Origin of the sequence: Streptomyces sp. NPDC002476, assembly GCF_042889785.1 — a bacterium.
Lineage (GTDB): Bacteria > Actinomycetota > Actinomycetes > Streptomycetales > Streptomycetaceae > Streptomyces.
Window position 1 is genome coordinate 1 of the sequence record NZ_JBIARH010000029.1, and the last position, 24,530, is coordinate 24,530.

Genomic DNA, 24,530 nt, shown 5'->3' on the forward strand with positions numbered 1-24,530 from the left:
TGCGTCGCGTGCGGCGGTGGACGCGGGCTGGTATCCGCATTCCGCGCAGGTCGGGCAGACGGGCAAGTCGGTCTCGCCGCAGTTGTACATCGCGTTGGGGATCTCCGGGGCGATCCAGCACCGGGCGGGTATGCAGACCTCGAAGACGATCGTCGCGATCAACAAGGACGCCGAGGCGCCGATCTTCGATCTCGTCGACTACGGCGTGGTCGGTGACCTGTTCCAGGTCGTGCCCCAGCTCACCGACGAGATCAGGGCCCGCAAGGGCTGACAGCGCGGGCTCTTCTGCCGTTGTCCCGGTCCGGGGCCGTGTGGTGACTTCCCACCACACGGCCCCGGACCGCTTTCCGATCACCATTGACGCCGAATCGACGGCCTTATAGCTTCACTATCCGGATTATTGATTCCGTGACGCGGAAACCGTCTGATGGTGGAGGGTGTGCAATGGGTCAGCAGGAGCAGGTGGCGACGAGCCTCGCCGGTACGGTCGGCGAGGAGATCGACGCCTCCCTCACCGCCGTCGACGCCGAACTCGCCCGCCGCTACCCGGGAGATCCCGGCACCCGCCAGCCGGTTCACACGGTCTACGTCCCCGGTGACACGTTCACCTCCGGCACCATCCGCTCCTGGGGCGACCAGGCGCTGAAGGCACTCGACGAGCACGCGCCCGACGCGGCGTCGTTCGCCGCGGTCCTCGGCATCCCGGACGAACTCGCAGCCCCGGTCCACGACCGGGTCCGCGCCAAGCTGGAGCGCGAACCCGTCGAGGACCTGCGCATCGACTTCGAGGACGGTTACGGCTTGCGCCCCGACGCCGAGGAGGACGAGACCGCGGCCCGCGCCGCGCGACTGGTCGCGGAGGCGTACGCGAACGGCGCGGCCGCGCCGTACATGGGCATCCGCATGAAGTGCATGGAGGCCGCCGTACGCGACCGGGGCATCCGGACCACGGACATCTTCCTCACCGGTCTGATGCGGGCGGGCGGGCTCCCCGACGGGCTGGTCCTCACCCTCCCCAAGGTGACCTACCCCGAGCAGGTCGCCGCCTTCGTTCGGCTCCTCGAAGCGTTCGAGCAGACGCACGGACTGCCGGCCGGGCGGATCGGCTTCGAGATCCAGATCGAGACCAGCCAGTCCATCCTGGCCGCCGACGGCACCGCCGCCGTCGCCCGCATGATCGACGCCGCGCGGGGCCGGGCCACCGGACTGCACTACGGCACCTTCGACTACAGCGCCTGTGTCGGCGTCAGCGCCGCGTACCAGGCGAGCGACCATCCGGCCGCCGACCACGCCAAGGCCGTCATGCAGGTCGCCGCCGCCGGTACCGGCGTACGGGTCTGCGACGGCTCCACCAACGTCCTCCCCGTCGGTCCCACCCACCGGGTCCACGCGGCATGGCGGCTCCACCACGGTCTCACCCGCCGCGCCCTGACCCGCGCCTACTACCAGGGCTGGGACATGCACCCGGGGCACCTGCCGACCCGGTACGCGGCCGTGTACACCTTCTACCGCGAGGGCCTGGAGCAGGCCGCCGCGCGGCTCGCCGCGTACGCCGCCAGGACCGGCGGCGACGTGATGGACGAACCCGCCACCGCCAAGGCGCTCGGCGGATACCTCCTGCGCGGCATCGACTGCGGCGCCCTGGACGCCGCCGAGGTCGCCCGGCTGACCGGGCTGACACGCGCGGACCTGGACGCGTTCGCCGCGCCGCGCCGCGCCGGGCTCACGGTGACCGCGCCCTGACGGGCGGCGCCTCGGACGCGCCGCGCGGCTCAGGCGGGCGGCAGTTCGCCCGAGCCGCGCGGGACGAGTGTGGTGGGCAGTTCGACGCGCCCGGGGGAGTGGTCCGCGCCGTCGAGGCGTTGGAAGAGGTGTTCGGCGGCGGTGCGGCCGACGGCGGCGGCGTCCTGCGAGATGACGGTGATGCCGAGCAGATCGGCCAGTTCGATGTCGTCGAAGCCGACGAGAGCGATCGGGCGTTCCCGCTCCGCGAGGACGCGTACCGCCGTCACCGTCACGCGGTTGTTGCCCGCGAACAGCGCGGTGACGGGATCGGGGCCGGACACCATCCTCTCCACGGAGGCCCGGACCCGTCCCGGGTCGGTGGACCCGAGGGACACCCAGGAGTCGTCGACCGCCGTCCCGGCGTCCGCCATGGCCGCGTGATAGCCGCGCAGTCGTTCCGTGGCGGTGTGGATGCGCGGCTGGTCGCCGATGAAACCGATCCGGCGGTGGCCGTGCGCGATGAGATGGGCGACGCCCTCCCGGGCGCCGCCGAAGTTGTCGGAAAGGACCGTGTCGGCGTCGATGCGGCCGGCCGGCCGGTCCACGAAGACGGTGGCGACACCCGCCTTCATCTCCGGTTCCAGATAGCGGTGGTCGTCCCCGGCCGGGATCACGATCAGGCCGTCCACCCGGCGTGCGCACAGCGCGAGCACCAACTCCTGCTCGCGCTCGGGGTCCTCGGCGCTCGACCCGTTGATGAGCAGGGCGCCGTGCGCCCGGGCGACCTCCTCGACCGCGCGGCTCAGCGGCCCGTAGAACGGGTCGGCGAGGTCTTCGAGGACCAGCCCGATGGAGGCGGTACGGCCCTTGCGCAGTACGCGCGCGCTGTCGTTGCGGCGGAAGCCGAGTGCCTCGATGGCCTCCTGTACCCGGCGCTCGGTGTCCGGCGTCACTCCCGGCTCGCCGTTGACCACGCGGGAGACCGTCTTGAGCCCGACCCCGGCGCGCGCGGCCACGTCCTTCATGGTCGGCCGGTTGCCGTAGCGGGGCTCGGGGTGACGGGCGGTCTCGGTCACGGTGCGCTGTCCTGTCGTCGGGTGTGTGCGGTCCGGCCGGAGCCGTGAGCGGCGCCGCGGCGCGGGCCGGATGCTGTGCCGCCGAGCATAGGGCCTGGACAACGTTGTCAAGTGAATGGAGACTGGCCGGACGATCACCGGGGCCGGACCGCGTCCGAACCGAACCCCGCACGTCCCGCCCTCTCCCGAGCACACGGAGCCGCACCGATGCAATCCGACCTCGTCGCCGCGCTGGACATCGGCGGCACCAAGACCGCCGCCGCGCTGGTGGACGGCGGCGGCAGGCTCCTCGCGCGGGCGCAGCGGCCGACACCCGCACGAGAGGGGGCCGAGGCGGTCATGGGCGCGGTGGCGGAGGTCCTGGCCGAGCTGTCCGGGGCGCCGATGTGGGGGCGGGTGACGGCCGTCGGCATCGGCAGCGCGGGGCCGGTGGACGCCTCCGCCGGTACGGTGAGCCCCGTCAACGTCCCCGGCTGGCGCGACTTCCCGCTGGTGGAACGCGTCGGCGAGGCGGTCGGCGGACTGCCGGTCGAACTCGTCGGCGACGGGGTCGCGATGACGGCGGCGGAGCACTGGCTGGGCGCGGCGCGCGGTCATGACAACGCCCTGTGCATGGTGGTGTCCACCGGTGTCGGAGGGGGGCTCGTCCTCGGCGGGCGACTGCACCCCGGCCCCACGGGCAATGCCGGGCACATCGGTCATGTCAGCGTGGAGCTGGACGGCGACCCGTGCCCCTGCGGCTCGTACGGCTGTGTCGAGCGCATCGCCAGCGGGCCGAACATCGCTCGCCGGGCGTTGGAGAACGGCTGGCGGCCCGGGCCGGACGGCGACGTCTCGGCCGCGGCCGTGGCCGCCGCCGCGCGCACGGGGGACCGGATCGCCCTGGCCTCGTACGATCGGGCGGCGCAGGCGCTGGCGGCAGGCATCGCCGCCACTGCGGTGCTCGTCGAGATCGACATCGCGGTGATCGGCGGGGGAGTGGCCGGAGCGGGCGACATCCTCCTCGCACCCCTGCGCCGGGCCCTCGACCGGTACGCCACGCTCTCCTTCGCGCGGAGGCTCACGGTGGTTCCCGCGGTGATGGGCGCCGACGCGGGACTGGTCGGGGCCGCGGCCGTCGCGGCCCGGCGTGGCTAGTGCTGTGCGGGAAGGTTTACCGGCTCGCGACGCCCGGCACGGCACCTCGCGGCGTTGTCGCATCACCCGCGTACGTCCGGTACGAGGACGGTCCTCCGCCCTGCGATCGCACGCACAGGACGCAGTGCCGCACCCGGCAACGTTTGCCCCGTCGCGCCGCCCGGCACTTCCCCGAGCTCTCGGCTTCGTTCGAGCAGGGGAGACCTCATTGCTCGCGGTGTTGGCCAAAGACCCACGTAGCCCTTCCCCGAGCTCTCGGCTCGTTCGAGCAGGGGAGGCCCCATCCGAGGGCCTTTGGCCGCCTTGCGACCGCACGCACCGGTCGACGCTCCTTCCGGGCAAACCTTGCCGGCCGCGGCACCAGCGGGGCGGGCGCCGGGCGACCGTCGCGCCGAGTCCGTCGCCGCCGGAGCGCCACAGGCCCCCGAAGCGCCGAAGTCGCCCAAGGCCACCAGTCGTCGAAGCGCCCCGAAGCCGCCCGAGGCGGCCCGGGTTCGCTCGCAGCCGACGCCGTCACCGTCCGGGTCGAGGTGACGGCCGCGGCCGGGGCCCCCGGCGCTCACCGGCGCCGCGCCGCGCCGTCAGTGCGTGCGGCGGCGCGGTCGGCGCAGCGGACGCCGGCCGCCCCGACGCGCACCGCACCCGTCCGGACCCGTCGGACGTGTCGGTCGGGCCGTCGTCCTCGGTCTCCGGGGCGTCGGTCACCTGGACCGTCCCGGCCGCCGCGACCGTCGGCGCCGGCTCCGGACTCGCGGGCGCGGTCCCGGTGTTCACGGGCGACGGCGTCGCGGTCACCGTCGCGTGGAAGTCACGGTCGCAGGCGGCGCGGCGTCCGCCTTCTCGCCCGGACGGGCTCCGCCGCGCCGCCTATTCCCACGCCGGTGAGGAGCAGGGCGGCGGCGGGGATCAGGACCGCTCGCGCGTCCGACTTCGGGCGGCCGGCGGGGACGGGCGGGGCCCGGGGTGCGAGGCCGCCGGACGGCAGCGGCGGCTGCCCCCGGGGCGGCCGGCGGTGGTTCCGAGGCATCTGTCCCTCCTTGCGCGGTTCATGGGTGCGTGGACGCATCGGCCCGGGAACAGGCGCCGGAGTAGTGTGTTCCGTTGGTGATGGGTTTGTGGCAATGGCGTGAATGCCGTCCTCGTTCCGGCGGGCGGACGGCGGAACCGAAGGCCCGGCGCCCAGTGGGCACGGCCCGGCGGAGGGACCCGCCCGGACCCCGGATCCCCTGCTCCGGAAGTGTTTTGACGGACGTCATGTACGGCAGGCCGGGCCGGTCCTGGCGGTGTGCGGGCCGGTCGCCAACAAGGGCCGCGTCCTGGGGCATCCGACGGTTCCTTTCGGGTAACAGCATCGCCACAGCCGGGTTTTCGCGGCAGGGTGTTGCGGGCAAGCCACAGGGGGCTACGAAAGAGGGGGAACCGTGATCGTCTGGATCAACGGCGCGTTCGGTGCGGGGAAGACGAGCGCCGCGCGCGAGCTGGTCGATCTGATCCCGAACAGCACCTTCTACGACCCCGAGCTGATCGGCGCGGGGTTGCGGTACCTGCTGCCCCAGAAGAGGCTCGCCGAGGTGACGGACTTCCAGGACCTGCCGATCTGGCGGCGGTTGGTGGTGGACACCGCCGCGGCTCTGCTGGCCGAGGTGCCCGGCGTGCTGGTGGTGCCGATGACGCTGCTGCGGCAGGAACACCGCGACGAGATCTTCGGCGGGCTCGCCTCCCGGCGCATACCGGTGCGCCATGTGCTGCTCTCGCAAGAGGAAACGATCCTGCGTAAACGGATCGCAGGCCGGGTGGAGTCCCCCGACGACCCCGGGCACAGCGAACGGGTCCAGCAATGGGCCTACGAGCACATCGGCCCCTACCGGGCGGCGCTCGGCTGGCTCACCCGTGACGCCCACACGATCGACACCAGCGCGCTCACCCCCTACGAGACGGCCGAGCGCATAGCCGAGGCGGTGCGCACGGGAGCGGCCACCGCCTGCGAGATCGTGCAGACCCCCGCCCCGGCCGGGGAGACCGTCGCGGCCGGGGTGCTGCTCTTCGACGAGCACGACCGGGTCCTGCTCGTGGACCCGACGTACAAGCCGGGCTGGGAGTTCCCCGGCGGAGTGGTCGAGCAGGGCGAGGCGCCGGCACAGGCGGGGATCCGTGAGGTGGCCGAGGAGATAGGGATCCACCTCGACCGGGTGCCCAAGCTCCTGGTCGTCGACTGGGAGGCGCCCCACCCGCCCGGATACGGAGGTCTCCGGATGCTCTTCGACGGCGGGCTGCTCCCCGGCGCGGACGTCCAGCGACTGCTGCTGCCGGACTCGGAGCTGCGCGGCTGGCGGTTCGTCACCGAGGAGGAGGCCGCCACCCTGCTCCCTCCCACCCGCTACGAGAGGCTGCGCTGGGCGCTGCGCGCCCGGGAACGGAAGACCGTGCTCAACCTGGAGGCCGGGATCCCGGTCGGCTGAGGCGGGCTCCGGAGCGGCCCCGTGTCGGCGTCGACGACGGTCGGGGGCCGCCGGGCCCGGGCGGTGTCGGAGGCGAACGGAGCACCGGGCCGGCGGTCCCGAGGGCGCGTACGGCCGACGCCGCGGCAGTGCGCCCCGGCCGACTCCGTCGGCAGCGGGCACGGCGGGGCGTGAGGGAAAGGGCCGCCGACTCGCCCCGCGGACCCGGCAGCCGCCGGGAACCCGCGGGGACGCCTTCTTCCGATGCCTCGTCAGGCCCGCTTGGACTCCGCGTAGTTGCGCAGGAACAGGGCCTCGGTGACCGACAAGCGCTCCAGTTCCTCGGGCGACACGCTCTCGTTCACGGCGTGGATCTGAGCCTCCGGCTCGCTCAGGCCGATCAGCAGGATCTCGGCCTCCGGGTAGAGCGCGGCGAGGGTGTTGCAGAGCGGGATCGAGCCGCCCATCCCGGACGTCTGCATCGTCTCGCCGGGGTACGCGGCCTCCATCGCCCGTGCCATCGAGGTGTACGCGGGGCTGGAGGTGTCCGCGCGGAACGGCTGGCCCTGCCCGACCTGCTCCACCGACACCCTGGCTCCCCACGGGGCGTGCGCCACGAGGTGCGCGGTCAGCAGCTCCGTCGCCTCGGCGGCGTCCTGGCCCGGCGGCACCCGCAGGCTGATCTGGGCCCGTGCGCTCGCCTGGAGCGAGGGGGTGGCGCCGACCACCGGCGGGCAGTCGATACCGATGACGGTCACGGCGGGCCGGGCCCAGATCCGGTCGGCGACCGTACCCGTGCCGATCAGCTCGACGCCGTCGAGCACCTTCGCGTCCGCGCGGAACTCGGCCTCCGGGTACTGGAGCCCGTCCCACTCGGTGTCCGCGGTGAGCCCGTCGACGGTGGTGCTGCCGTCCTCGGCGCGCAGCGACGCCAGCAGCTGGATCATCGCGGCCAGCGCGTCCGGGGCGGCGCCGCCGAACTGACCGGAGTGCAGATTCCCTTCGAGGGTGTCGAGGGTGACCCGCAACATGGTCATGCCGCGCAGCGTCGCGGTGACCGTCGGCAGGCCGACGCGGAAGTTGCCGGTGTCGCCGATGACGATCGTGTCCGCGGCGAGCAGCTCGGGGTGTGCCTCCGCGTACCGCTCCAGTCCGCCGGTGCCCTGTTCCTCGGAGCCCTCCGCGATCACCTTGACCGAGACCGGGACACCCCCGTCGGCCTTCAGGGCGCGCAGCGCGAGCAGGTGCATGATGAAGCCGCCCTTGCAGTCGGCCGCGCCCCGGCCGTACCAGCGGCCGTCCCGCTCGGTCAGCTCGAACGGCGGCGAGAGCCAGGCGGACTCGTCGAGCGGCGGCTGTACGTCGTAGTGCGCGTAGAGCAGCACGGTCGGGGCGCCGGCCGGACCCGGCAGGAAGCCGTACACCGACTGCGTTCCGTCGGGGGTGTCGAGCAGGGCGACGTCCTGGAAGCCCTCGGCGTGGAGCGTGTCCGCGACCCAGTTGGCGGCGGCCTCGCACTCGCTCCTCGGGAACTGCGCGGGATCCGCCACCGACTGGAAGGCCACCAGCTCGGTCAGCTCTGCCCTGGCGCGGGGCATCAGCGAGGCGATGGTCTCGGAGATCGGACGGGCGGTCATGGGCACGCTCCTCGTGGGTGCGACGTTATGGGTATGAAGCCGGGCGCACGCGTACCGGTGGTGCGGTGCGCGTGCGGGGCGAACGCACGGTCGATCCTCCCACAGGGGGTGCCCGGGCGGGCGCGCCGTAGGATGCCGTGAGCAGCATGGGCCATTGGTGGGATCGGGAGCAGAAGCACATCGTGAGCAGCGAGAACGCAGACGCCGTGCAGGAGCGCGAAGAGTCGACCGTGTGGGACGTGGTCGTAGTCGGTGGTGGACCGGCCGGAGCCTCCGCGGCGTACGCGGCAGCGGTCGCTGGCCGACGGGTACTGCTCCTCGAGAGGGCCGAGCTGCCGCGCTACAAGACGTGCGGCGGCGGAATCATCGGGTTCTCGCGGGACTCGCTGCCGCCCGGATTCGAGCTGCCGCTGCGCGACCGGGTCCACGCGGTGACGTTCTCGCTCAACGGCAGGCTGGCGCGTACCCGCCGCTCCAAGCGGATGCTCTTCGGTCTCATCAACCGCCCGGAGTTCGACGCGGGGTTGGTCGAGGAGGCCCAGAAGGCGGGTGCCGAACTCCGTACCGGAGCCACCGTGACGAGGGTCGAGCAGCACGGTGCCGCGGTGCCGGACCGGCGCACGGTCGCCGTGGTGCTGGCCGGTGGCGAGACCGTCCTGGCCCGCGCGGTCGTCGGCGCCGACGGCAGCGCCGGACGGATAGGAGCCCACGTCGGGGTGAAGCTGGATCAGGTGGACCTCGGCCTGGAGGCGGAGATCCCGGTCCCGCCGACGGTCGCGGAGGACTGGGCGGGGCGGGTGCTGATCGACTGGGGCCCGATGCCCGGCAGTTACGGCTGGGTGTTCCCCAAGGGCGACACCCTCACCGTCGGTGTCATCTCGGCGCGCGGCGACGGAGCGGGCACCAAGCGGTACCTGGAGGACTTCATCGCCCGGCTGGGGCTCGCCGGGTTCGAGCCGAAGATCTCCTCGGGGCATCTGACACGCTGCCGCAGCGACGACTCGCCGCTGTCACGCGGACGGGTGCTGGTGTGCGGCGACGCGGCTGGACTGCTGGAACCGTGGACCCGTGAGGGTATCTCCTTCGCGCTGCGGTCGGGGCGGCTCGCCGGTGAGTGGGCGGTCCGGATCGCGGAGTCGCACGACGCGGTGGATGCCCGGCGTCAGGCGCTCAACTACGCCTTCGCCATCAAGGCGGGGCTCGGCGTCGAGATGGGCGTCGGCCGCCGCATGCTGAAGTTGTTCGAACGGCGCCCGGGTGTGCTGCACGCGGTGCTGACGGGGTTCCGCCCGGCCTGGAACGCGTTCGCCGGGGTGACTCGGGGGACGACGTCGCTGGCCGAACTGGTCCGGACGCATCCGCTGGCCCAGCGGGCGCTGTCGATGATGGACCGCTAGTGCCGTGACCGGCAATGTTTGCCCGGACGGAGCGGCGCCTGGTGCGTGCGATCGCAAGGCGGCCGGAAGCCCTCGGATGGGGCCTCCCCTGCTCGAACGAAGTCGAGAGCTTGGGGAAGGGCTACGTGGGCTTTTGGCCAACGCCGCGAGCGCGCGTGCCAGGTGGCGCGACGGGGCAAACGTTGCCGGTCACGGCACTAGCCAGGGCGTGTTTCGAGAGTAGCGTCGTCCGCTCGAAGGACGGCGCCCGCGGCGTCGGGTGCGGTGCATCGCAAGGCGGAGCATCGTCCGCGTACGGGCGGGCGGTCTGGACAGCGTTCGGCATGGTGTGGCTGGACCACGTTCTGGTGACCCACCCGCTCCACCGGTGGCTGCCGCCGGCCGACGACCACGCCGCCTCCTGGGGGCAGGAACTGGGCATTGCCGCCTGAGCGGTGGCGATCGTCGCGGTCGCCGAGTTCGTCCGCGGACGCCGTGAGCAGTGGGCGGAGCGGCGCGCCGAGAAGGAGGCGGCGCAGCGGCGCCGGGCCGACGAGGAGCGGCTGCGGACCGCCCGCGAGGTCCACGACGTGCTGGCCCACAGCATCTCCGTCATCAACGTCCAGTCGAGCGTCGGTCTCGCGCTGCTGGACTCCGACCCCGAGCAGGCGCGGGCCGCGCTCGCCGCCATCAGGGCCGCCGGCAGGCAGGCGCTGGGGGAGGTCCGCCAGATCCTGGACGCCCTGCGCGCTCCCGGGAACGCGCCCAGGGCCCCGGCCCCCGGGCTGGACCGGCTGCCCGAACTCGTGGACCAGGCGGCGAGCGCCGGACTGGCCGTCACCGTCGAGACCGATGGGGCGCGCGCCGCCGTGCCGCCCGCCACCGGCCTCGCCGCCTTCCGGATCGTGCAGGAGGCGCTGACCGGGGTCACCCGTCGGCCGATCGCCGAGTTCGCTGCCCGCTCCACGGGGCCCGTGGCCGCGGCCGGGCCGGGCGGGCTGACCGAACGGAATCGGGAGGTGATGGCCCTCGTCGGCATGGGGCTCTCCAACGAGGAGACCGCCCGACGGCTGGTCGTCAGTCCGCTCACCGCGAAGACCCACGTCAGCCGCGCCATGGTGAAGCTCGGCGCCCGCGACCGGGCCCAACTCGTCGTTCTCGCCTACGAGTCGGGGCTCGTGCGCCCCGGCTGGCTCGTCTGAGCCGGGCGCGGGCCACCGTGTCGCCGGTCCGCCGTCAGGACCAGGTGACCGCGGAGTTCTCGCGCCAGATCCGGGCCGGCCCGGGGTCGCCCGCCACGGTGAGCGTCGTGAGCGGCAGCCGGTTCCACAGCGTCAGGTAGAGCTCCTCGGCCGTACCGCTCAACTGGCAGTCCACCGGCACCGGTTCGGCCGTCTCCTCGTCGCGTACGGTCCGCGGCGGTTCGGACGACAGCCGTACGGTCCAGGCAGCGTCGGTGTCCGTGGCATGCAGCCGCAGGGAACACGGTGTCGCCGAGCGCACCTTGCTCCGTCCGCGTGAATGGAAGCCGTGCAGCAGTTCGTCGATGCCGTCCATCGCGTGCTCGGCCGTCACCGTCGACAGGCGCCCGCCGCGTGCCGACTCCGCGTCCACCCGGTGGATCGTCGTCTCGTGCGCCTGGCGCCGGGCCCAGAAGGCCCGTGGCGACGGCGCGGGCATGAAGGTCCAGCATTCCAGCCCGGCCGGGGCAGCCTTCAAGGCGTCGACCAGGAGGGCGTGGCCCTCGCGGAACCAGTCGAGGAGCGGGGGTCCGTCGAGATCGGGTTCCCCGCCGTTCGGGTGGTACGAGGGGTGGCCCTCGACGACGAATCCGGTCGCCCAGCGGTGCACCATGCCGGTGTGTCGGATCAGATCGCGTATCCGCCAGTCCGGGCAGGTGGGCACCGGCGCCGAGGTGCCCGCCTCATGGGCGGCGGTCACCAGCAACTGTCCTTCGTCGGCCAGGGACTTGACATGCCTCGTGATGTCCATGATGCCGATTGTGCCAGCGGCACAGCTCGGCGCCGACCCGCGCCCGCAGCCGACCGGGGCCCGGAAGTCCCCGGAGCCGGCCCGGAAGTCCCCGGATCCGGCCTGCGGCGCGTGGCCGTCCGGGGGTGCGGCCGATGCCTCATGTGCGGGCGGTGCCCCGTGCCGCGTATCCGAGGACGGCGGCTGCCGAGGGCAGCAGGGCCACCGTGGTGAGGGCCGTCGGGAGGGAGAACCAGTCGGCCAGGAAGCCGATCGTGGGCGGCTCGAGCAGCATCCCGCCGTAGCCCAGCGTCGACGCGGCGGCCACCCCCGAGGGGCCGGAGACTCCCCGGCCCGGCTCACCGCTACTTCATCCCGCCGTACGCGGCCCCGAAGACCAGCAGCACCAGGCCGTCGAGGGCGAAGAACACGGTCAGCGCGGTACGGAGGCGGGCCGTCGAAGACGTTGCGGTGTGTCCGCCCGGGACTCCCGGCAGGGCCGCCCACAATTTGTTTAGTTGCGGCACAAACGCAGGTTGGAGGCGCCTGGGCAACGCGTGCAAGGCGCTCGACGGGGCGCGGCCGTCCGGGCCGTGGGTGCGACGCCGGGGCGTCGGCGGCACGCCCGGATCATGGGAGACTCGCCCCCATGAACGGAAAGGTGACCACCGCCCGGACGAAGCTGGAGAGGGGCCGCAGTGTGCTCGGGCCCGCGCTGGAACTGGTCCACACCGGGCGCGCGCCCACCCGCGCCGTCCTCACCTCCGAACTCGGGGTCACCCGGGCGACGGCCGGTGCGGTCGCCTCGGAGCTGGAGGCGCTCGGCCTGATCCAGGTCGACTCCCGGCCGGGCTCCGCCGCCGGTTCCCAGGGCCGCCCCTCGCACCGGTTGTCCGTACGCGAGTCGGGTCCGGTCGCGGTCGCCGCGCAGGTGCACGCGGACGGGTATCGGGCGGCGCTCGTCGGCCTGGGCGGGCGGATCGTCGCCACCGCCCCGGGATGCGTGACCGTCACGGCCGACCCGGCGCAGGTCATCGGAGAGGTCGTCGGCGACTGCGCCCGCCTGCTGCGGGACAGCGGACGCAGCTGCGTCGGCGCGGGAATCGCGGTGCCGTCCGCGGTCGCCGAACCCGAAGGGGCCGCGCTCAACCCCCTGCACATCGCCTGGCCCGCGGGGGTTCCGGTGCGCGAGATCTTCGCCGCCCACGTGGCGGCGGCGGGCATCCCGGGCCCCGCCTTCGCCGGGAACGACGTGAACCTCGCCGCGCTCGCCGAACACCGCCACGGCGCCGGGTGCGGCGCGCGGCACCTGCTCTGCGTGGCCACCGGTCACCGCGGCGTGGGCGGCGCGCTGGTCCTCGACGGCCGTCTGCACACCGGGAGTTCGGGGCTCGCGCTGGAGGTCGGGCACCTCACGGTGAACCCCGACGGCCGCCCGTGCCACTGCGGGGGCCGCGGCTGTCTGGACGTCGAGACCGATCCGCTGGCCTTCCTGCTCGCGGCGCGCCGCGAACCGGGCCCGGAGGAGTCGCTGCTCAAGCAGGCAGGGGACCTGCTGCGCACGGAGTACGACGATCCGGTGGTGCGGGGCGCCGCCGAGGAGCTGATCGACCGGCTCGGCCTCGGGCTCGCCGGACTGGTCAATATCCTCGACCCGGACCGCATCATCCTCGGCGGACTGCACCGCGCCCTGCTCGACGCGGACCCCGAACGGCTGCGCGCGGTGGTGGCCGACCGCAGTCTGTGGGGGCGCAGCGGCAGTGTGCCGATCCTGCCGTGCACGCTCGACCACAACAGCCTGGTGGGTGCGGCGGAACTGGCCTGGCAGCCGGTGCTCGACGACCCGCTGGCCGCGCTCGCCTGAGCCGGGGCGCGACTGCCCGCCCCGTGCCGAGGGGCGGCGCGGGGCGGCGGTGGCCCGGCCGGACCTGGTCGTCGGTCGTGCACGGGCGGCCCTGAGACGGCGGCTTCCGCGCCCTACCCGCCCCTCGGCACCCCGGCCGGGCCCGGTCGGCGGGCGTCGCCCGGGCGAGTGTCCGTCCCGGGGCGGCCACGAGGATCCTCGCCACGACCCGGGAGGATCCCTTGTGCGGGGCGACCCCGCCCGTCAGGGATTACGGGACGGCCCTCACCCCTTTCGCGCCCACGGCCGCAGCTTCTCCGGGTTGCGGACCGCCCAGATCCGGCTGACGCGCCCGTCGGAGACCTCGAACGAGGCCACGGTCACGACGACGCCGGCACGCTGGGCCACCAGGCCCGGCACACCGTTGACCGACCGCTCCAGGAGCTCGAGCCCCGGAGCCTTGTCGGCGATGGCGGCCATGTACCGGGCGATGCGCGCGCCGCCCTCGACCGGGCGCAGGACGGTGCCGACCACGCCGCCGCCGTCGGCGGTCATCACGGCAGCCGGGTCGAGGGGACCGACGAGCGGCGGTGCCGGCGTGGAAGCCGGGCGGCAGCTCGCCCCGGCCCGTCCTGCACGCCTCAGGATTCCTCGTGCTCGCCTCGGTCCAGGTCGTGTCGGGCGTCGCCCGCGTCCCGTCGGTCCACCGCGTCGCCCGCGTCCCGTCGGTCCACCTTCCCCTGGGTGTCCTGATGTTCGGTCTGAGTGTGCTGGCGTGGGCCCGGCGCTGAGGTCCGACCGCGGGTCCGCTATCCGACCACCATCGACCTGGCGACGGACGGGCTGCGGCCCGCCGGATACGCGGCGGCGTCCGGCTCGAACGGCCCGTCCGTGGTCGCCCCGTACACCGGGTGCGACGGCCGTACGGCGAACCGGGGAGGCGCCGTGAGCGTGAACCAGACGACCTTGCCCGCCCCGCCCCTCGGACAGGCTCCCCAGCTCTCGCTGACGGCGGCGATCAGGGCGAGACCACGCCCCGACGTGCTGAACGTTCCGGCCTCGCGCACCGTCGGCAGCCGCGGGTCGTGGTCGTGGACGGACACCGTCAGTCGTTCGAGTAACAGTTCGACCTCGACGGTGCACGCCTTGTCCGGCTGGGCGTGCCGATGGACATTGGTCAGCAGTTCGGTGACGCCGAGTGCCGCATGGTCGATCAAGGGATCGAGATGCCAGTAGCGGAGCTGGGCCGAAATGATTCTGCGGACCTGACCGATCCGCGACGGCAGGGCCTGGAGCTCCACCGTGCAGTGCCTGCTTGGCTCGCTGATCACGGCTGCGACTCCCCGAAATAGGTCCGGAAGAAGACGGAGGAACGGATCCAGCAGACGGCCTGCCGATCCCTGCCGGCGGAGAGGGTCACAGCGTCACCGCCGGTGAACCACGAGTGACGTGTGACCAATGTCGCCCAGGGGACACGGCTTCGCAACTCGCGAGGTGCCGGCGGTGCCGTCCGCTCAGACCGTCCGGCCGCCCGCGCTGCGCAGCGTCTCCAGGAACCTGCGGGCGGGACCCGTCCGGTCCGGCCCGTGACCGCGCTGCCCCATCGTCAGCCGGTAGCGCGTCCCGTTGAGGCGCGCCACGGTAGCCCCGGCCCCGGCGAACCACGGCCGGCCCGCGCTCACCGTCCGCACCGGCGCGCTGTCGATCTCCCGTCCGTAGCTGGTCAGCAGGGCCACCCTGCCGTCCTTCACGACCACCTGTCCGGCCCTGGTGAGCGACCGGGCCCACCGTTCGATCCGAACCCCCGTCGCACTGAACTCCGTTTCCTGCATGGCTGCTTCGCCCCCTTCGTATGGCTCTGATGGGCAGTCTGCACAAGCCGGGACCGTCGCGCCAGGTCGCGTTCCGGCGCACGGGCGCGCCCGTACCGCGCGCCGGGGCCAAGCCAAGGCTATGGCCCATCAAAGGAAACGTTTGTGCAGGTGAGGGGAATATCGTGGGCGGCGTGGAGTTCCGGTGACACGAGGAGGAGCGCGCCCATGAGCACGGTTCAGCAAGGACACGACCCGGTCGCGGCGACCGCCGACGTCGACCGCTCCGACCCCGGGTACCGGGCCTGGCTCAAGGAAGCCGTACGCAAGGTCCAGGCGGACGCCAACCGCTCCGCCGACACCCATCTGCTGCGCTTCCCGCTGCCCGAGGCGTGGGGCATCGACCTCTACCTCAAGGACGAGTCGACGCACCCCACCGGCAGCCTCAAGCACCGGCTGGCGCGCTCGCTCTTCCTCTACGGACTCTGCAACGGCTGGATCCGGCCGGGAAAACCGGTGATCGAGGCGTCCAGCGGATCCACGGCCGTCTCGGAGGCGTACTTCGCCAAGCTGATCGGTGTGCCGTTCATCGCCGTGATGCCCCGCACCACCAGCCCCGAGAAGTGCCGGCTGATCGAATTCCACGGCGGCCGGTGCCACTTCGTCGACGACTCCCGCACGATGTACGAGGAGTCCGCCACGCTCGCCGCCGACACCGGCGGCCACTACATGGACCAGTTCACCTACGCCGAACGGGCCACCGACTGGCGCGGCAACAACAACATCGCCGAGTCGGTCTACCAGCAGCTCAGGCTGGAGCGCTACCCGGAGCCGACCTGGATCGTCGCCACGGCCGGGACGGGCGGCACCTCGGCGACCATCGCGCGCTATGTGCACTACATGCAGTACGACACCCGGATCTGCGTGCCCGACCCGGAGAACTCCTGTTTCTTCGACGGCTGGACCCGGAACGACCCCCTGGCCACCAGTGACTGCGGTTCCCGGATCGAGGGCATCGGCCGGCCCCGGATGGAACCGAGCTTCGTGCCCGGGGCGATCGACCGCATGATGAAGGTGCCGGACGCGGCCAGCGTCGCCGCCGTACGCGCCCTGGAGACGGCCATCGGCCGCAAGGCGGGCGGTTCCACCGGCACCGGACTGTGGAGCGCGTTCAAGCTGGTCGCCGAAATGGTGGAGGAGGGCACCACGGGCAGCGTCGTCACGCTCATCTGCGACCCCGGCGACCGCTACCTCGACAAGTACTACTCCGACGACTGGCTCGCCGGGCAGGGCCTGGACATCGCCCCGTACGCGGCGACCATCGACTCCTTCCTGAACGGGGGCGGCTGGTCCGGGTAGCCGGGGCGAACGGGCCGGTCCGCACGGCCCGGACCCGGCGCGGTGCCGGTCCCGTCCCGCGCCGGACCCCCGGCCCGTCTCACGCCGACGGCGCGGCCAGCCGCCCGTCGAGCGTGCGCACCGCGTCCCGGAACGCCCGGCCCATCCCGGAGCGGCCCAGTCGCAGGGCGAACCGGAAGGGCCCGGAACCGTCCGCGGCGAACGTCCACCGCACCCGCGTCCCGGCCCCTTCCGGCGTGAGCAGCCACTCCTCCACCAGGGCCCGGATCCCGGGGGCGTTGGCCGCGTCGACCCGGTAGGCGTACCGCTCGCCGGGATCTGCCACGAGGACCGTCTCACGCAGGACCGCGCCGCCCCTGAGCCGGACCTCGCGGCCCGCCCCCTCGCCGATGGGCCGCGCCGCCGTGACCGAGGTGAACCAGCGCGGCCAGTCCGCCACCTCGTCGGCGAGGGCGCGGTAGACCCTCTCGGGAGGTGCGGACATCCCGGCGGCGAACACCAGGCGCAGAGGAGCGGAATCGACGAAGTCGATTCCCACGGAACGGAGTCGGCGGGACACGGGTGCACCTCCGTGCGGTCGGCAGGGGCGTACGGGACCGCGCACAACATAACTGACCCTTCGTCAGATGTCTTTGCCTGCAAGGCCGTCAGCCCGTCGAGCGCGACGGCTCCGACCGTGCGGCGGCGGTGATGTTACGGGCCATGCCGCCGAACACCACCGCGTGGAACGGCCATACGCTCCACCAGTAGGCATGGCCGAGCAGCCCGCGCGGATGGAACAGCGCGCGCTGCCGGTAGACCGTCCGCCCCCGCTCGTCACGGGCCACCGACAGGTCGAGCCACGCCGGACCGGGCAGCCGCATCTCGGCGCGCAGTCGCAGCAGCTCACCGGGAACGATCTCCTCCACCCGCCAGAAGTCCAGCGAGTCGCCCACCCGCAGCCGCTGCCGGTCCCGCCGCCCACGCCGCAGCCCGACACCGCCGACGATCCGGTCGAGCCATCCCCGCACGGCCCAGGCGAGCGGGAACGAGTACCAGCCGTTCTCGCCGCCGACGCCCTCGATCACCCGCCAGAGCGCGTCCGGCGCCACCGGCACCGTCAGCTCCCGTTCGTCGCGGTAGAGCGTGCCGCCCGACCAGTCCGGATCCGTGGGCAATGGATCACTGGGCGCACCGGACACCGAAGCCGAGGACCACCGGGTGTCCACCCGCGCCTCCTTGATCCGCTGGAGCGCCAGCCGCAGCGCCTCGTCGAAGCCGAGGGCACCGCCCGGCGGATCGGGCACGTACCGGGCGATGTCGTGTTCGTGGCAGACCACCTCGTGCCGCAGCGACTCCGCCAGCGGCCGGGCGATCGACGGCGGCACCGGGGTGACCAGTCCGATCCAGAGTCCGGAGAGCCCCGGGGTGAGCACCGGGACGGGCAGGATGAGCCGGTGCGGCAGCCCGGCGACCTCCGCGTACCGGCGCATCATGTCCCGGTACGTCATGACGTCCGGGCCCCCGATGTCGAAGGCGCGGTTCACCTCGGCGGGCAGCCCGGCGCAGCCGACGAGCCACCGGATCACGTCCCGTACCGCGACCGGCTGGATCGACGTGCGCACCCAGCTCGGCGTGACCATCACCGGCAGCCGCTCGGTGAGATGGCGCAGGATCTCGAAGGAGGCCGAGCCCGACCCGATGACGACCGCCGCCCGCAGCACGGCCGTCGGCACCCCGGAAGCGAGCAGCACACGCCCCACCTCGGCACGCGACCGCAGATGCGGGGACAGCTCCCGTTCGGGCACCCCGTCCGGGGTGAGTCCGCCCAGATACACGATCCGCCCGACCCCCGCGGCCCGCGCCTGCTCGCCGAAGATCCGGGCCGCCTCGCGGTCCCGCTCCTCGAAGCCCGGCCCGGAGCCGAGCGCGTGCACCAGGTAGTACGCCACGTCCACGTCCCGCATCGCGGCCCGCACGGAACCGGCGTCCCGGACATCGGCCGTCACCACCTCGACCCGGTCCGCCCACGGATGGTCGCGCAGCCTCCGGGGATCCCGCACCGCCGCACGCACCCGGTGACCGGCGTCGAGCAGCGCGGGCACCAGACGCCCGCCGATGTAGCCGGTGGCACCCGTCACCAGACAGCGCGGCCGCGTACCGTCCGAGGATTCGTTCACCCGCCCGAGTCTCCACCGGACCGGAGCGCGCGGCCCGGCGAACGACTCCGAACGGCGGCACGGGCCACCCGTACCGGCCACCCGCAGCGACACCGCCCGGCACCTCGGCCCGACCGCACGTGCCGCACGCGGTCCGGGTGGCCGCCGGAGCGGCAGCGGGACCTCAGGCGTCGTCCGGGGCCGGCTCCGCCACCAGCAGGCCCGGCAGATGCTCCGCGATCTCCTCGCGGGCCGCCGTCGACAGCCCCGCGTCCGTCACGAACGTGTCCACCTGGTCCAGTGCGGCGAACGAACTCAGGCCCACCGTGCCCCACTTGGTGTGGTCCGCGACCACCACCACCCGCCGCGCGGACTGGACGAAACGGCGGTTGGTCTCGGCCTCCGCCAGATTCGGCGTCGAGAGACCGGCCTCCACCGAGATCCCGTGCACCCCGAGGAACAGCACGTCGAAGTGGAGCGAGGCGATCGCCTGATCGGCGACCGGACCGACCAGAGAGTCGGACGGGGTCCGCACCCCGCCCGTGAGCACCACCGTGGCGGCCCCGGGGCGCGCCCCGCCCGCCGCGTCGGCACGCTGCGCGGAGTGGAACACGTCCGCCACCCGCACCGAGTTGGTCACCACCGTCAGATCCGGTACGTCCACCAGCCGCCGGGCGAGCGCGTACGTCGTCGTGCCGCCGGAGAGCGCGACGGCGCTGCCCGGCACCACCATCGTTGCCGCCACCCGCGCGATGTCCTCCTTGGCGGTCGGCTCCAGGACCGACTTGGCCTCGAAACCGGGCTCGTGCGTACTGGCCTCGACCACCGGAACGGCGCCGCCGTGCACCTTCTCGATCACACCCCGGCGGGCCAGTGCGTCCAGATCCCGGCGCACGGTCATGTCCGAGACGTTCAGTCTGCGGGTCAGCTCGTTCACCCGGACCCCGCCCCGCCTGCGCACCTCGTCGAGGATCAGGGCACGCCGCTGCTCCGCGAGCAGGTTCTGATTCTCGCTCAACGCCGGTCCGTTCCTTCCCGCCGACCGCCAGTCCTCTGGAAACGGGATCATCCTGCCACGCGGTGTCGCCGGCCGACGCGGTGGGGAGATTCCGTGAGAGCGGCGTGGATACCGCCGTTGCGCCACGATCCTGGTGACTGTCCATCGGGACTCCCCCCACGAGCGAGAGAGCGAGTCACCTCAGTGCCACCTGCCACCCAGGCCCCGTCGCCGGGGCCAGCGCTGGAGCTGCTGGTCCATGGCGTGGGCGGCGCCACCCCCCAGGAGATGCTCGACGACCCCCGCGTGGTCCGGATCACCGGCGACGCGACCGCGGCGGTCTACCGGCGTCCCGGGGACACCGACGCCGAACAGCACCCGGAGCGGTACCGCGACCGGCCCATCGAAGAGGCATACTGCTGGTCCAACCTCACCTCCGGCAACGGCTCCCGGGCGCTGTGGCTGCTGCTGCTCCCGTTCATGGTCGTCAACCTCGCCCACTGGATGCGCCCCACAGCCCGCGCCCGTACCCGCGCGGTGCGCCTGTACGGCCTTCTCGTCCGACTCGTCGCGCTCAGCCTCACGATCCTGCTGACCGCGGCCGTGTGCGAGGTCGCCCTGGATCTGACGGCCTGGCAGTGCGCGGGCGACCCGGACTGCTCGGACCGGCGCTCCTGGCTCGGCTTCCTGTCGTCGGCGCAGGGCGGCTGGTGGTCCCAGCCGGGGCGGCGGCTGGCCCTCGCCGCGCTGGTGCCCACCGCCCTGGTGGGACTGCTGTGGTTCCTGTCCAACCGGACGTGGAGCGCGTACGAGTCGCAGCGCCCGCTCACCGGCTCCGGACCGGGCGGCGACGCCGAGGACGGGGCCGGCGACGGCGAGGGCGCCCCCGAGCCCGTGGCACAGGCCCGCCCCGCCCTCAGCAGGCCGGGCTTCTGGTACGGCCGCAGGCTCGTCGCCCGGCTGCGCGCCGCCCACACCGCCGCGGGCTTCCTCACCGTCGCGGCGTTCGTGGCGGGCGCCGCCGCCCGCCACGACCATGCCGCGCCCGGCCCCGTTCCCGGCGTCTTCGGCCGCCTGATCGAGGCGGCCCTGGTGACGGGCGCCCTGGTCGTGCTCTGGGTCGTCTGCCGCCGCGGGCGCAGCGAACGCCGCCTGGACAACCGGCTCGACCGCGCTCTCGTCACCTGTCTGCCGGGTGCCGCCCTGGCCCTGCTCGTCCTCGCCGGGGGGTACGCCGCCTGGTCGCGCCCCGGCTGGGTCTCCACCGGCGCCCTGCCCGGCCACCTCGCCTTCGGCGTCATCACCCTCGTCCAGGTGCTGCTCGTGCTCCTGCTCGCCGGGGTGGCCCTCGGCCTCCACCGCAGGACACCCGAACCCCGCACCGTCCTGCACGGACTGGGCGGGCCGGTGGTGGCCATGCTCGCCTGCGCGCTCGGCGGCGTCATGACCGGCGGGGTCGCCCAGCGCGTCGCCGACTGGCTCGACGGCTCCGGCACCCCCGGCACGGCCGGTGCCGTCATCGAGGGGCCGCCGGTGCTGCTGAGCTGGCAGGCCGCGGTCATCCCGGTCCTGCTGGCGCTGCTGGTCGTCCCCGGCCTCCTGCTCCTGGTCCGCACCTGGCTCACCGCGCGCGCCCTGGAACCGGTGATCGACCGGGAGTACGGCAAGGAGCGGCCGGACCCCGCCCGGACGCGGCAGATCGCCCGGATCCGGGCCGCGGCGTCCCTCACCGACTCCGCCCCTGCGATCGTCGGTCCGGTCGCGGGCGCCACGCTGCTGCTGGGCGCGGCGGCGGTCTGGGGCGCCTGGGCCGGCGGAGAGGTTCCCGGGGTCGCGCTGAAGGGGAGCGGGCCGTTCGTCGAAGGAGTGGCCGAGGCGGCCCAGTCCACCGGCTCCTGGCTCATCGGATTCGGGTTCATACTGTTCGTCACCTGGGGGCGGCGGGCCTACCGAGATGCCTCAGCGCGGCGCACGATCGGCATTCTCTGGGACGTCGGGACCTTCTGGCCGCGCGCCGCGCACCCCTTCGCGCCGCCCTGCTACGCCGAGCGCGCCGTCCCGGACCTGGTGTCGCGGATGTCCGGCTGGACCGGGCTCACCGGTGGCCGACTCGTCATCTCCGGCCATTCCCAGGGCAGCGTCCTCGCCGCGTCGGCGGTCTGGCAACTGCCCGCGCGGACGCGCAGCCGGGTCGCCCTGCTCACCTACGGCTCTCCGATCGAGCGCCTGTACGGGCGCTGGTTCCCGGCCTACTTCGGCCCCGGACCGCTGCACGGCCTGCACCGCACCGTGAACTGCTGGCGCAACCTCTGGCGGGCCACCGACCCGATCGGCGGCAGGGTCGGGCTCGACGAGGCGCCGGGGCCCGCGGTGGACCGGGGGCCGCTGAAGGACCCCCTGGTCTACGGGCGCACGCCCGAACACCCACTGCCCGAGCCCGTCCTGGGGCACTTCGACTACCAGGCCGACCCGGCCTTCGCCGGGGAGCGGACCGCGCTGCTCGACCGCCTCGGCCCCCTCCTGCCCCGTCAGGCGGCAGCGGAAGGGCCCTCGAAGTCCCCGCGTTCTCAGGGAAGTTCCGGGAGATCCTCCGGGTAGAGCAGGCTGAGGTCGTCCGTGCTCGGCGCGGAGAGCTGGGCGACCCGGCCCGCGTGCCGCTCGACCATCGACTCGAACGTTCCCCGCGCGGTGCGGCCGTTGCCGAACGCCGGGCCCTTGGGCAGTTCGGTGAAGTACTTCAGCAGTGCCTCACCGGTCCCGGGGGCCAGGCTGTACTCGTGCTCCTCGGCCTGCTGCTCGACGATCCGGAGCAGTTCGGCGGGCTCGTAGTCGCCGAAGGTGATGGTTCGTGAGAAGCGCGACGCCACACCGGGGTTGACGGTCAGGAACCGCTCCATCTCGTGGGTGTACCCGGCGACGATCACGACCACCGCTTCCCGCTGGTCCTCCATCAGCTTCACGAGCGTGTCGATCGCCTCCCGGCCGAAGTCGCGGCCGGAGTCCTCCGGTGACAGGGCGTACGCCTCGTCGATGAACAGCACCCCGCCGCGAGCCCGGTCGAACGCCTCCTGGGTACGGATGGCGGTCGACCCGATGTGCTCGCCGACCAGATCGACGCGGGACACCTCGACCAGATGTCCCTGTTCCAGCACCCCGAGCGAGGCGAGGATCTCGCCGTACAGCCGGGCCACGGTGGTCTTGCCGGTGCCGGGGGAGCCGGTGAAGACGAGGTGGCGCCGCACCGACGCCGCCTTGAGACCGGCCTCCCGGCGCCGACGGCCGACCTCGATCATGTCGGTGAGCGCGCGCACCTCCTGCTTGACGCTGTCCAGACCCACCAGGGCGTCCAGTTCGCCGAGGACGGCGTCCGCGTCGCGCACCGGGCGGGTGGGCGGCGCCTCGGCCGGCGCGGGATCCGCGGCACGCGGACCGGGGACCGCCCCGAGCAGCCCGGGGGAGGCCGGCTGGGTGGCGGTCAGCACGGCAGGTGCCGCGGGGGCGGGGGAGCGCAGCGCGCTCTCGTCGCTGGTGCAGTCCTCCACGACGGGCCCCGACCCCTGGCCGTCGCCGTGGGCACCGCCCTCGGCGAACTCGTAACCGCCGCGGGCGCACCGCTCGGTGCGGCACCGGGTCAGCGTCGTGCGGCAGCCGTCCATCACATGGAAGCCATAGCCCTCGCTGCCGGTGACCCGGCAGTCGTGGAAGGTGCCGCGGCCCTCGGCGGAGACGTAGAAACCGGCCTCGGCGGGCGAGGTGACCGTGCACCGCTCGATCGCCGGGTCGGCGCCCTTGGTGACGATCACCCCGGTCTGGACCGTGTCGATGGTGCAGTTGTTCAGCGTGCCGCCGCTGCCGTGGTCGCGGAACCAGGCGCCGGTGGACGCCTCGCGGACGCGGCAGTCGTCGAGCTGGGCCGTCGCCCCGTCGCTCACGGAAACGGCGGTGTTGCGGATCTGGGAGAGGTCGCTGTCGACGACGTCGGCGCGCGATCCGCGGTCGAGTACGAACAGGGCGTCCGGTACGTCGTGGACCCGGCAGGAGTCCAGTATCACCGTTGCCCCGTCGCTGACCCAGACCGCGGGATAGTCGCCCGTGCTGTCGTGGATCTCGCACTGGTTGGCGTCGACACGGGTGCCCGGATCCCAGACCGAGAGCCCGTTGCGGCCGAACCGGCGCACGGTCGAACGGGTGAGGGTGAGGACCGAACGGGACCTCAGATCCACCGCGTTCTCCGGGATGTCGTGGATGTCGCAGTCGGCCAGGGTCAGTACGGCGTCGGTGTCGAGCGTGACCCCGTCCGCCGAGGTGCGATGCACCGTGCAGTCGGTGAGATGGGCCGTGGCACGGGCCGACACCTGTATTCCGCCGCCCTTGATCTCGTACACCTCGCAGCCGACGGCCTCCAGGCCGCTGCCCTCGCCGGTGACGCTCAGTCCCGAGCCCGAGGCGTGATGGACCCGGCAGCGCTCCAGCCGCGGGTGCGCGCCGTCGCGCACCGAGACGCCGGACTGTCCGGCCGAGACGACCTCGCACTGCTCGAACACCCCGCCCGCGCCGTCCAGCACGGCGATGCCGGCCCCCGCGGGGTTGTCGACCGTGCAGCGGCGCACCGTCGGCCGGCCCGCGCCGCGCACCTCGATCCCGGCGGCCGAACGCGTGACGATCCGCAGGTCCGCGAGTTCCGGTGCCCCGTCCTCGACGAGCAGTGCCGGGGCCGTCGAGTCCTGGCCCTCCACGTGCACGTCGGTGACGACGGCGGAGGCGCGGACCGTCAGCGGGACGCCGTCGGCCGGTGCGATCCGCACCGAGCCGACCGAGCCCTCGGGCCCGCGCAGCGTCACCGCGCGGTGCAGGACCAGGTTCTCCCGGTAGGTGCCCGGTGCGACGGTGAGGACGTCACCGTCCGCGGCGGCCTCCAGGGCCGCGGTGAGGGTGGGGTATTCGCCTGTGCGGCGCCGCCACCGCGATGTGCCGGTGTGTGTCACCTGGACCGTGCCCTGTGCCATGGCGCTGCTGTGCCCC

At 73.5% G+C, this 24,530-nt stretch carries 18 protein-coding genes and 4 pseudogenes; 10 read left to right on the plus strand and 12 right to left on the minus strand.

Annotated elements, in window-relative coordinates:
• A partial coding sequence (locus tag ACFYXM_RS26960; protein WP_389293099.1) for an electron transfer flavoprotein subunit alpha/FixB family protein occupies window positions 1–271 on the plus strand: 271 nt, incomplete at its 5' end.
• A gap of 173 nt (window positions 272–444) precedes the next feature.
• A complete protein-coding gene (locus ACFYXM_RS26965) occupies window positions 445–1,743 on the plus strand; it encodes a DUF6986 family protein (protein WP_389293100.1) in 1,299 nt (432 codons plus the stop codon).
• Between the two features lie 29 nt (window positions 1,744–1,772).
• On the opposite strand, the gene ACFYXM_RS26970 is transcribed toward ACFYXM_RS26965, so the two are convergent.
• Window positions 1,773–2,801 (minus strand): LacI family DNA-binding transcriptional regulator, encoded by a 1,029-nt coding sequence (locus ACFYXM_RS26970; RefSeq protein ID WP_389293102.1) that lies wholly within the window; start codon window positions 2,799–2,801, stop codon window positions 1,773–1,775.
• Window positions 2,802–3,008: 207 nt separating this feature from the next.
• On the opposite strand from ACFYXM_RS26970, the gene ACFYXM_RS26975 reads away from it, so the two are divergent.
• A complete protein-coding gene (locus ACFYXM_RS26975) occupies window positions 3,009–3,938 on the plus strand; it encodes an ROK family protein (protein ID WP_389293104.1) in 930 nt (309 codons plus the stop codon).
• Window positions 3,939–4,000: 62 nt separating this feature from the next.
• Here ACFYXM_RS26975 and ACFYXM_RS26980 read toward each other — a convergent pair whose 3' ends face one another.
• Window positions 4,001–4,501, minus strand: coding sequence for a hypothetical protein (locus tag ACFYXM_RS26980; RefSeq protein ID WP_389293105.1), 501 nt, complete (start codon window positions 4,499–4,501; stop codon window positions 4,001–4,003).
• A gap of 858 nt (window positions 4,502–5,359) precedes the next feature.
• Here ACFYXM_RS26980 and ACFYXM_RS26985 point away from each other — a divergent pair.
• On the plus strand, window positions 5,360–6,397 hold the full coding sequence (locus tag ACFYXM_RS26985) for an NUDIX domain-containing protein (protein ID WP_389293106.1): 1,038 nt from the start codon (window positions 5,360–5,362) through the stop codon (window positions 6,395–6,397).
• A 251-nt stretch (window positions 6,398–6,648) separates the two neighbouring features.
• Here ACFYXM_RS26985 and ACFYXM_RS26990 read toward each other — a convergent pair whose 3' ends face one another.
• The gene (locus ACFYXM_RS26990) at window positions 6,649–8,013 is read right to left on the minus strand and encodes a dipeptidase (protein ID WP_389293108.1); all 1,365 of its coding nucleotides are present in this window, start codon (window positions 8,011–8,013) and stop codon (window positions 6,649–6,651) included.
• 182 nt (window positions 8,014–8,195) lie between these two features.
• Here ACFYXM_RS26990 and ACFYXM_RS26995 point away from each other — a divergent pair, with 182 nt between their 5' ends.
• Together ACFYXM_RS26995 and ACFYXM_RS27000 are read left to right on the plus strand one after the other, a co-directional pair.
• Window positions 8,196–9,410, plus strand: coding sequence for a geranylgeranyl reductase family protein (locus tag ACFYXM_RS26995; RefSeq protein WP_199883416.1), 1,215 nt, complete (start codon window positions 8,196–8,198; stop codon window positions 9,408–9,410).
• A 14-nt stretch (window positions 9,411–9,424) separates the two neighbouring features.
• Window positions 9,425–10,591, plus strand: a pseudogene (locus ACFYXM_RS27000) (hybrid sensor histidine kinase/response regulator transcription factor).
• Between the two features lie 34 nt (window positions 10,592–10,625).
• Here the strand turns inward: ACFYXM_RS27000 and ACFYXM_RS27005 are convergent.
• Both ACFYXM_RS27005 and ACFYXM_RS27010 read right to left on the minus strand, forming a co-directional pair.
• Window positions 10,626–11,381: a maleylpyruvate isomerase family mycothiol-dependent enzyme gene (locus tag ACFYXM_RS27005; RefSeq protein ID WP_389293110.1), complete on the minus strand. Its 756-nt coding sequence runs from the start codon at window positions 11,379–11,381 to the stop codon at window positions 10,626–10,628.
• Between the two features lie 139 nt (window positions 11,382–11,520).
• Window positions 11,521–11,848: pseudogene (locus ACFYXM_RS27010) on the minus strand (MFS transporter); the annotation flags it as partial.
• Between the two features lie 161 nt (window positions 11,849–12,009).
• Here ACFYXM_RS27010 and ACFYXM_RS27015 point away from each other — a divergent pair.
• A complete protein-coding gene (locus tag ACFYXM_RS27015; protein WP_389293112.1) occupies window positions 12,010–13,224 on the plus strand; it encodes an ROK family protein in 1,215 nt (404 codons plus the stop codon).
• Between the two features lie 264 nt (window positions 13,225–13,488).
• Here the strand turns inward: ACFYXM_RS27015 and ACFYXM_RS27020 are convergent.
• Window positions 13,489–13,788, minus strand: a pseudogene (locus ACFYXM_RS27020) (RNA polymerase subunit sigma-24); the annotation flags it as partial.
• Between ACFYXM_RS27020 and ACFYXM_RS27025 the strand changes: the two are divergent.
• Window positions 13,788–13,994, plus strand: a pseudogene (locus ACFYXM_RS27025) (hypothetical protein); the annotation flags it as partial. The pseudogenes ACFYXM_RS27020 and ACFYXM_RS27025 overlap by 1 nt on opposite strands.
• An 18-nt stretch (window positions 13,995–14,012) precedes the next feature.
• Here ACFYXM_RS27025 and ACFYXM_RS27030 read toward each other — a convergent pair.
• Together ACFYXM_RS27030 and ACFYXM_RS27035 are read right to left on the minus strand one after the other, a co-directional pair.
• On the minus strand, window positions 14,013–14,534 hold the full coding sequence (locus ACFYXM_RS27030) for an ATP-binding protein (protein ID WP_389293114.1): 522 nt from the start codon (window positions 14,532–14,534) through the stop codon (window positions 14,013–14,015).
• A gap of 183 nt (window positions 14,535–14,717) precedes the next feature.
• Window positions 14,718–15,035, minus strand: a complete 318-nt coding sequence (locus ACFYXM_RS27035; RefSeq protein WP_389293116.1) for a hypothetical protein — start codon at window positions 15,033–15,035, stop codon at window positions 14,718–14,720.
• Between the two features lie 207 nt (window positions 15,036–15,242).
• Here ACFYXM_RS27035 and ACFYXM_RS27040 point away from each other — a divergent pair, with 207 nt between their 5' ends.
• Complete coding sequence (locus ACFYXM_RS27040; protein ID WP_073785778.1) at window positions 15,243–16,373, plus strand: PLP-dependent cysteine synthase family protein; 1,131 nt, start codon at window positions 15,243–15,245, stop codon at window positions 16,371–16,373.
• A 79-nt stretch (window positions 16,374–16,452) separates the two neighbouring features.
• On the opposite strand, the gene ACFYXM_RS27045 is transcribed toward ACFYXM_RS27040, so the two are convergent.
• The 3 genes from ACFYXM_RS27045 to ACFYXM_RS27055 form a co-directional block, all read right to left on the minus strand.
• The gene (locus ACFYXM_RS27045; RefSeq protein ID WP_389293118.1) at window positions 16,453–16,932 is read right to left on the minus strand and encodes an SRPBCC family protein; all 480 of its coding nucleotides are present in this window, start codon (window positions 16,930–16,932) and stop codon (window positions 16,453–16,455) included.
• An 88-nt stretch (window positions 16,933–17,020) separates the two neighbouring features.
• Window positions 17,021–18,532, minus strand: a complete 1,512-nt coding sequence (locus tag ACFYXM_RS27050; RefSeq protein WP_389293119.1) for an SDR family oxidoreductase — start codon at window positions 18,530–18,532, stop codon at window positions 17,021–17,023.
• A 163-nt stretch (window positions 18,533–18,695) separates the two neighbouring features.
• Complete coding sequence (locus ACFYXM_RS27055; RefSeq protein ID WP_389293121.1) at window positions 18,696–19,529, minus strand: DeoR/GlpR family DNA-binding transcription regulator; 834 nt, start codon at window positions 19,527–19,529, stop codon at window positions 18,696–18,698.
• A gap of 183 nt (window positions 19,530–19,712) precedes the next feature.
• Here ACFYXM_RS27055 and ACFYXM_RS27060 point away from each other — a divergent pair, with 183 nt between their 5' ends.
• On the plus strand, window positions 19,713–22,106 hold the full coding sequence (locus tag ACFYXM_RS27060; protein WP_389293122.1) for a hypothetical protein: 2,394 nt from the start codon (window positions 19,713–19,715) through the stop codon (window positions 22,104–22,106).
• Here ACFYXM_RS27060 and ACFYXM_RS27065 read toward each other — a convergent pair.
• On the minus strand, window positions 22,076–24,514 hold the full coding sequence (locus ACFYXM_RS27065) for a right-handed parallel beta-helix repeat-containing protein (RefSeq protein WP_389293123.1): 2,439 nt from the start codon (window positions 24,512–24,514) through the stop codon (window positions 22,076–22,078). The two genes, ACFYXM_RS27060 and ACFYXM_RS27065, sit on opposite strands and share 31 nt — an antisense overlap.
• Window positions 24,515–24,530: the final 16 nt, after the last annotated feature.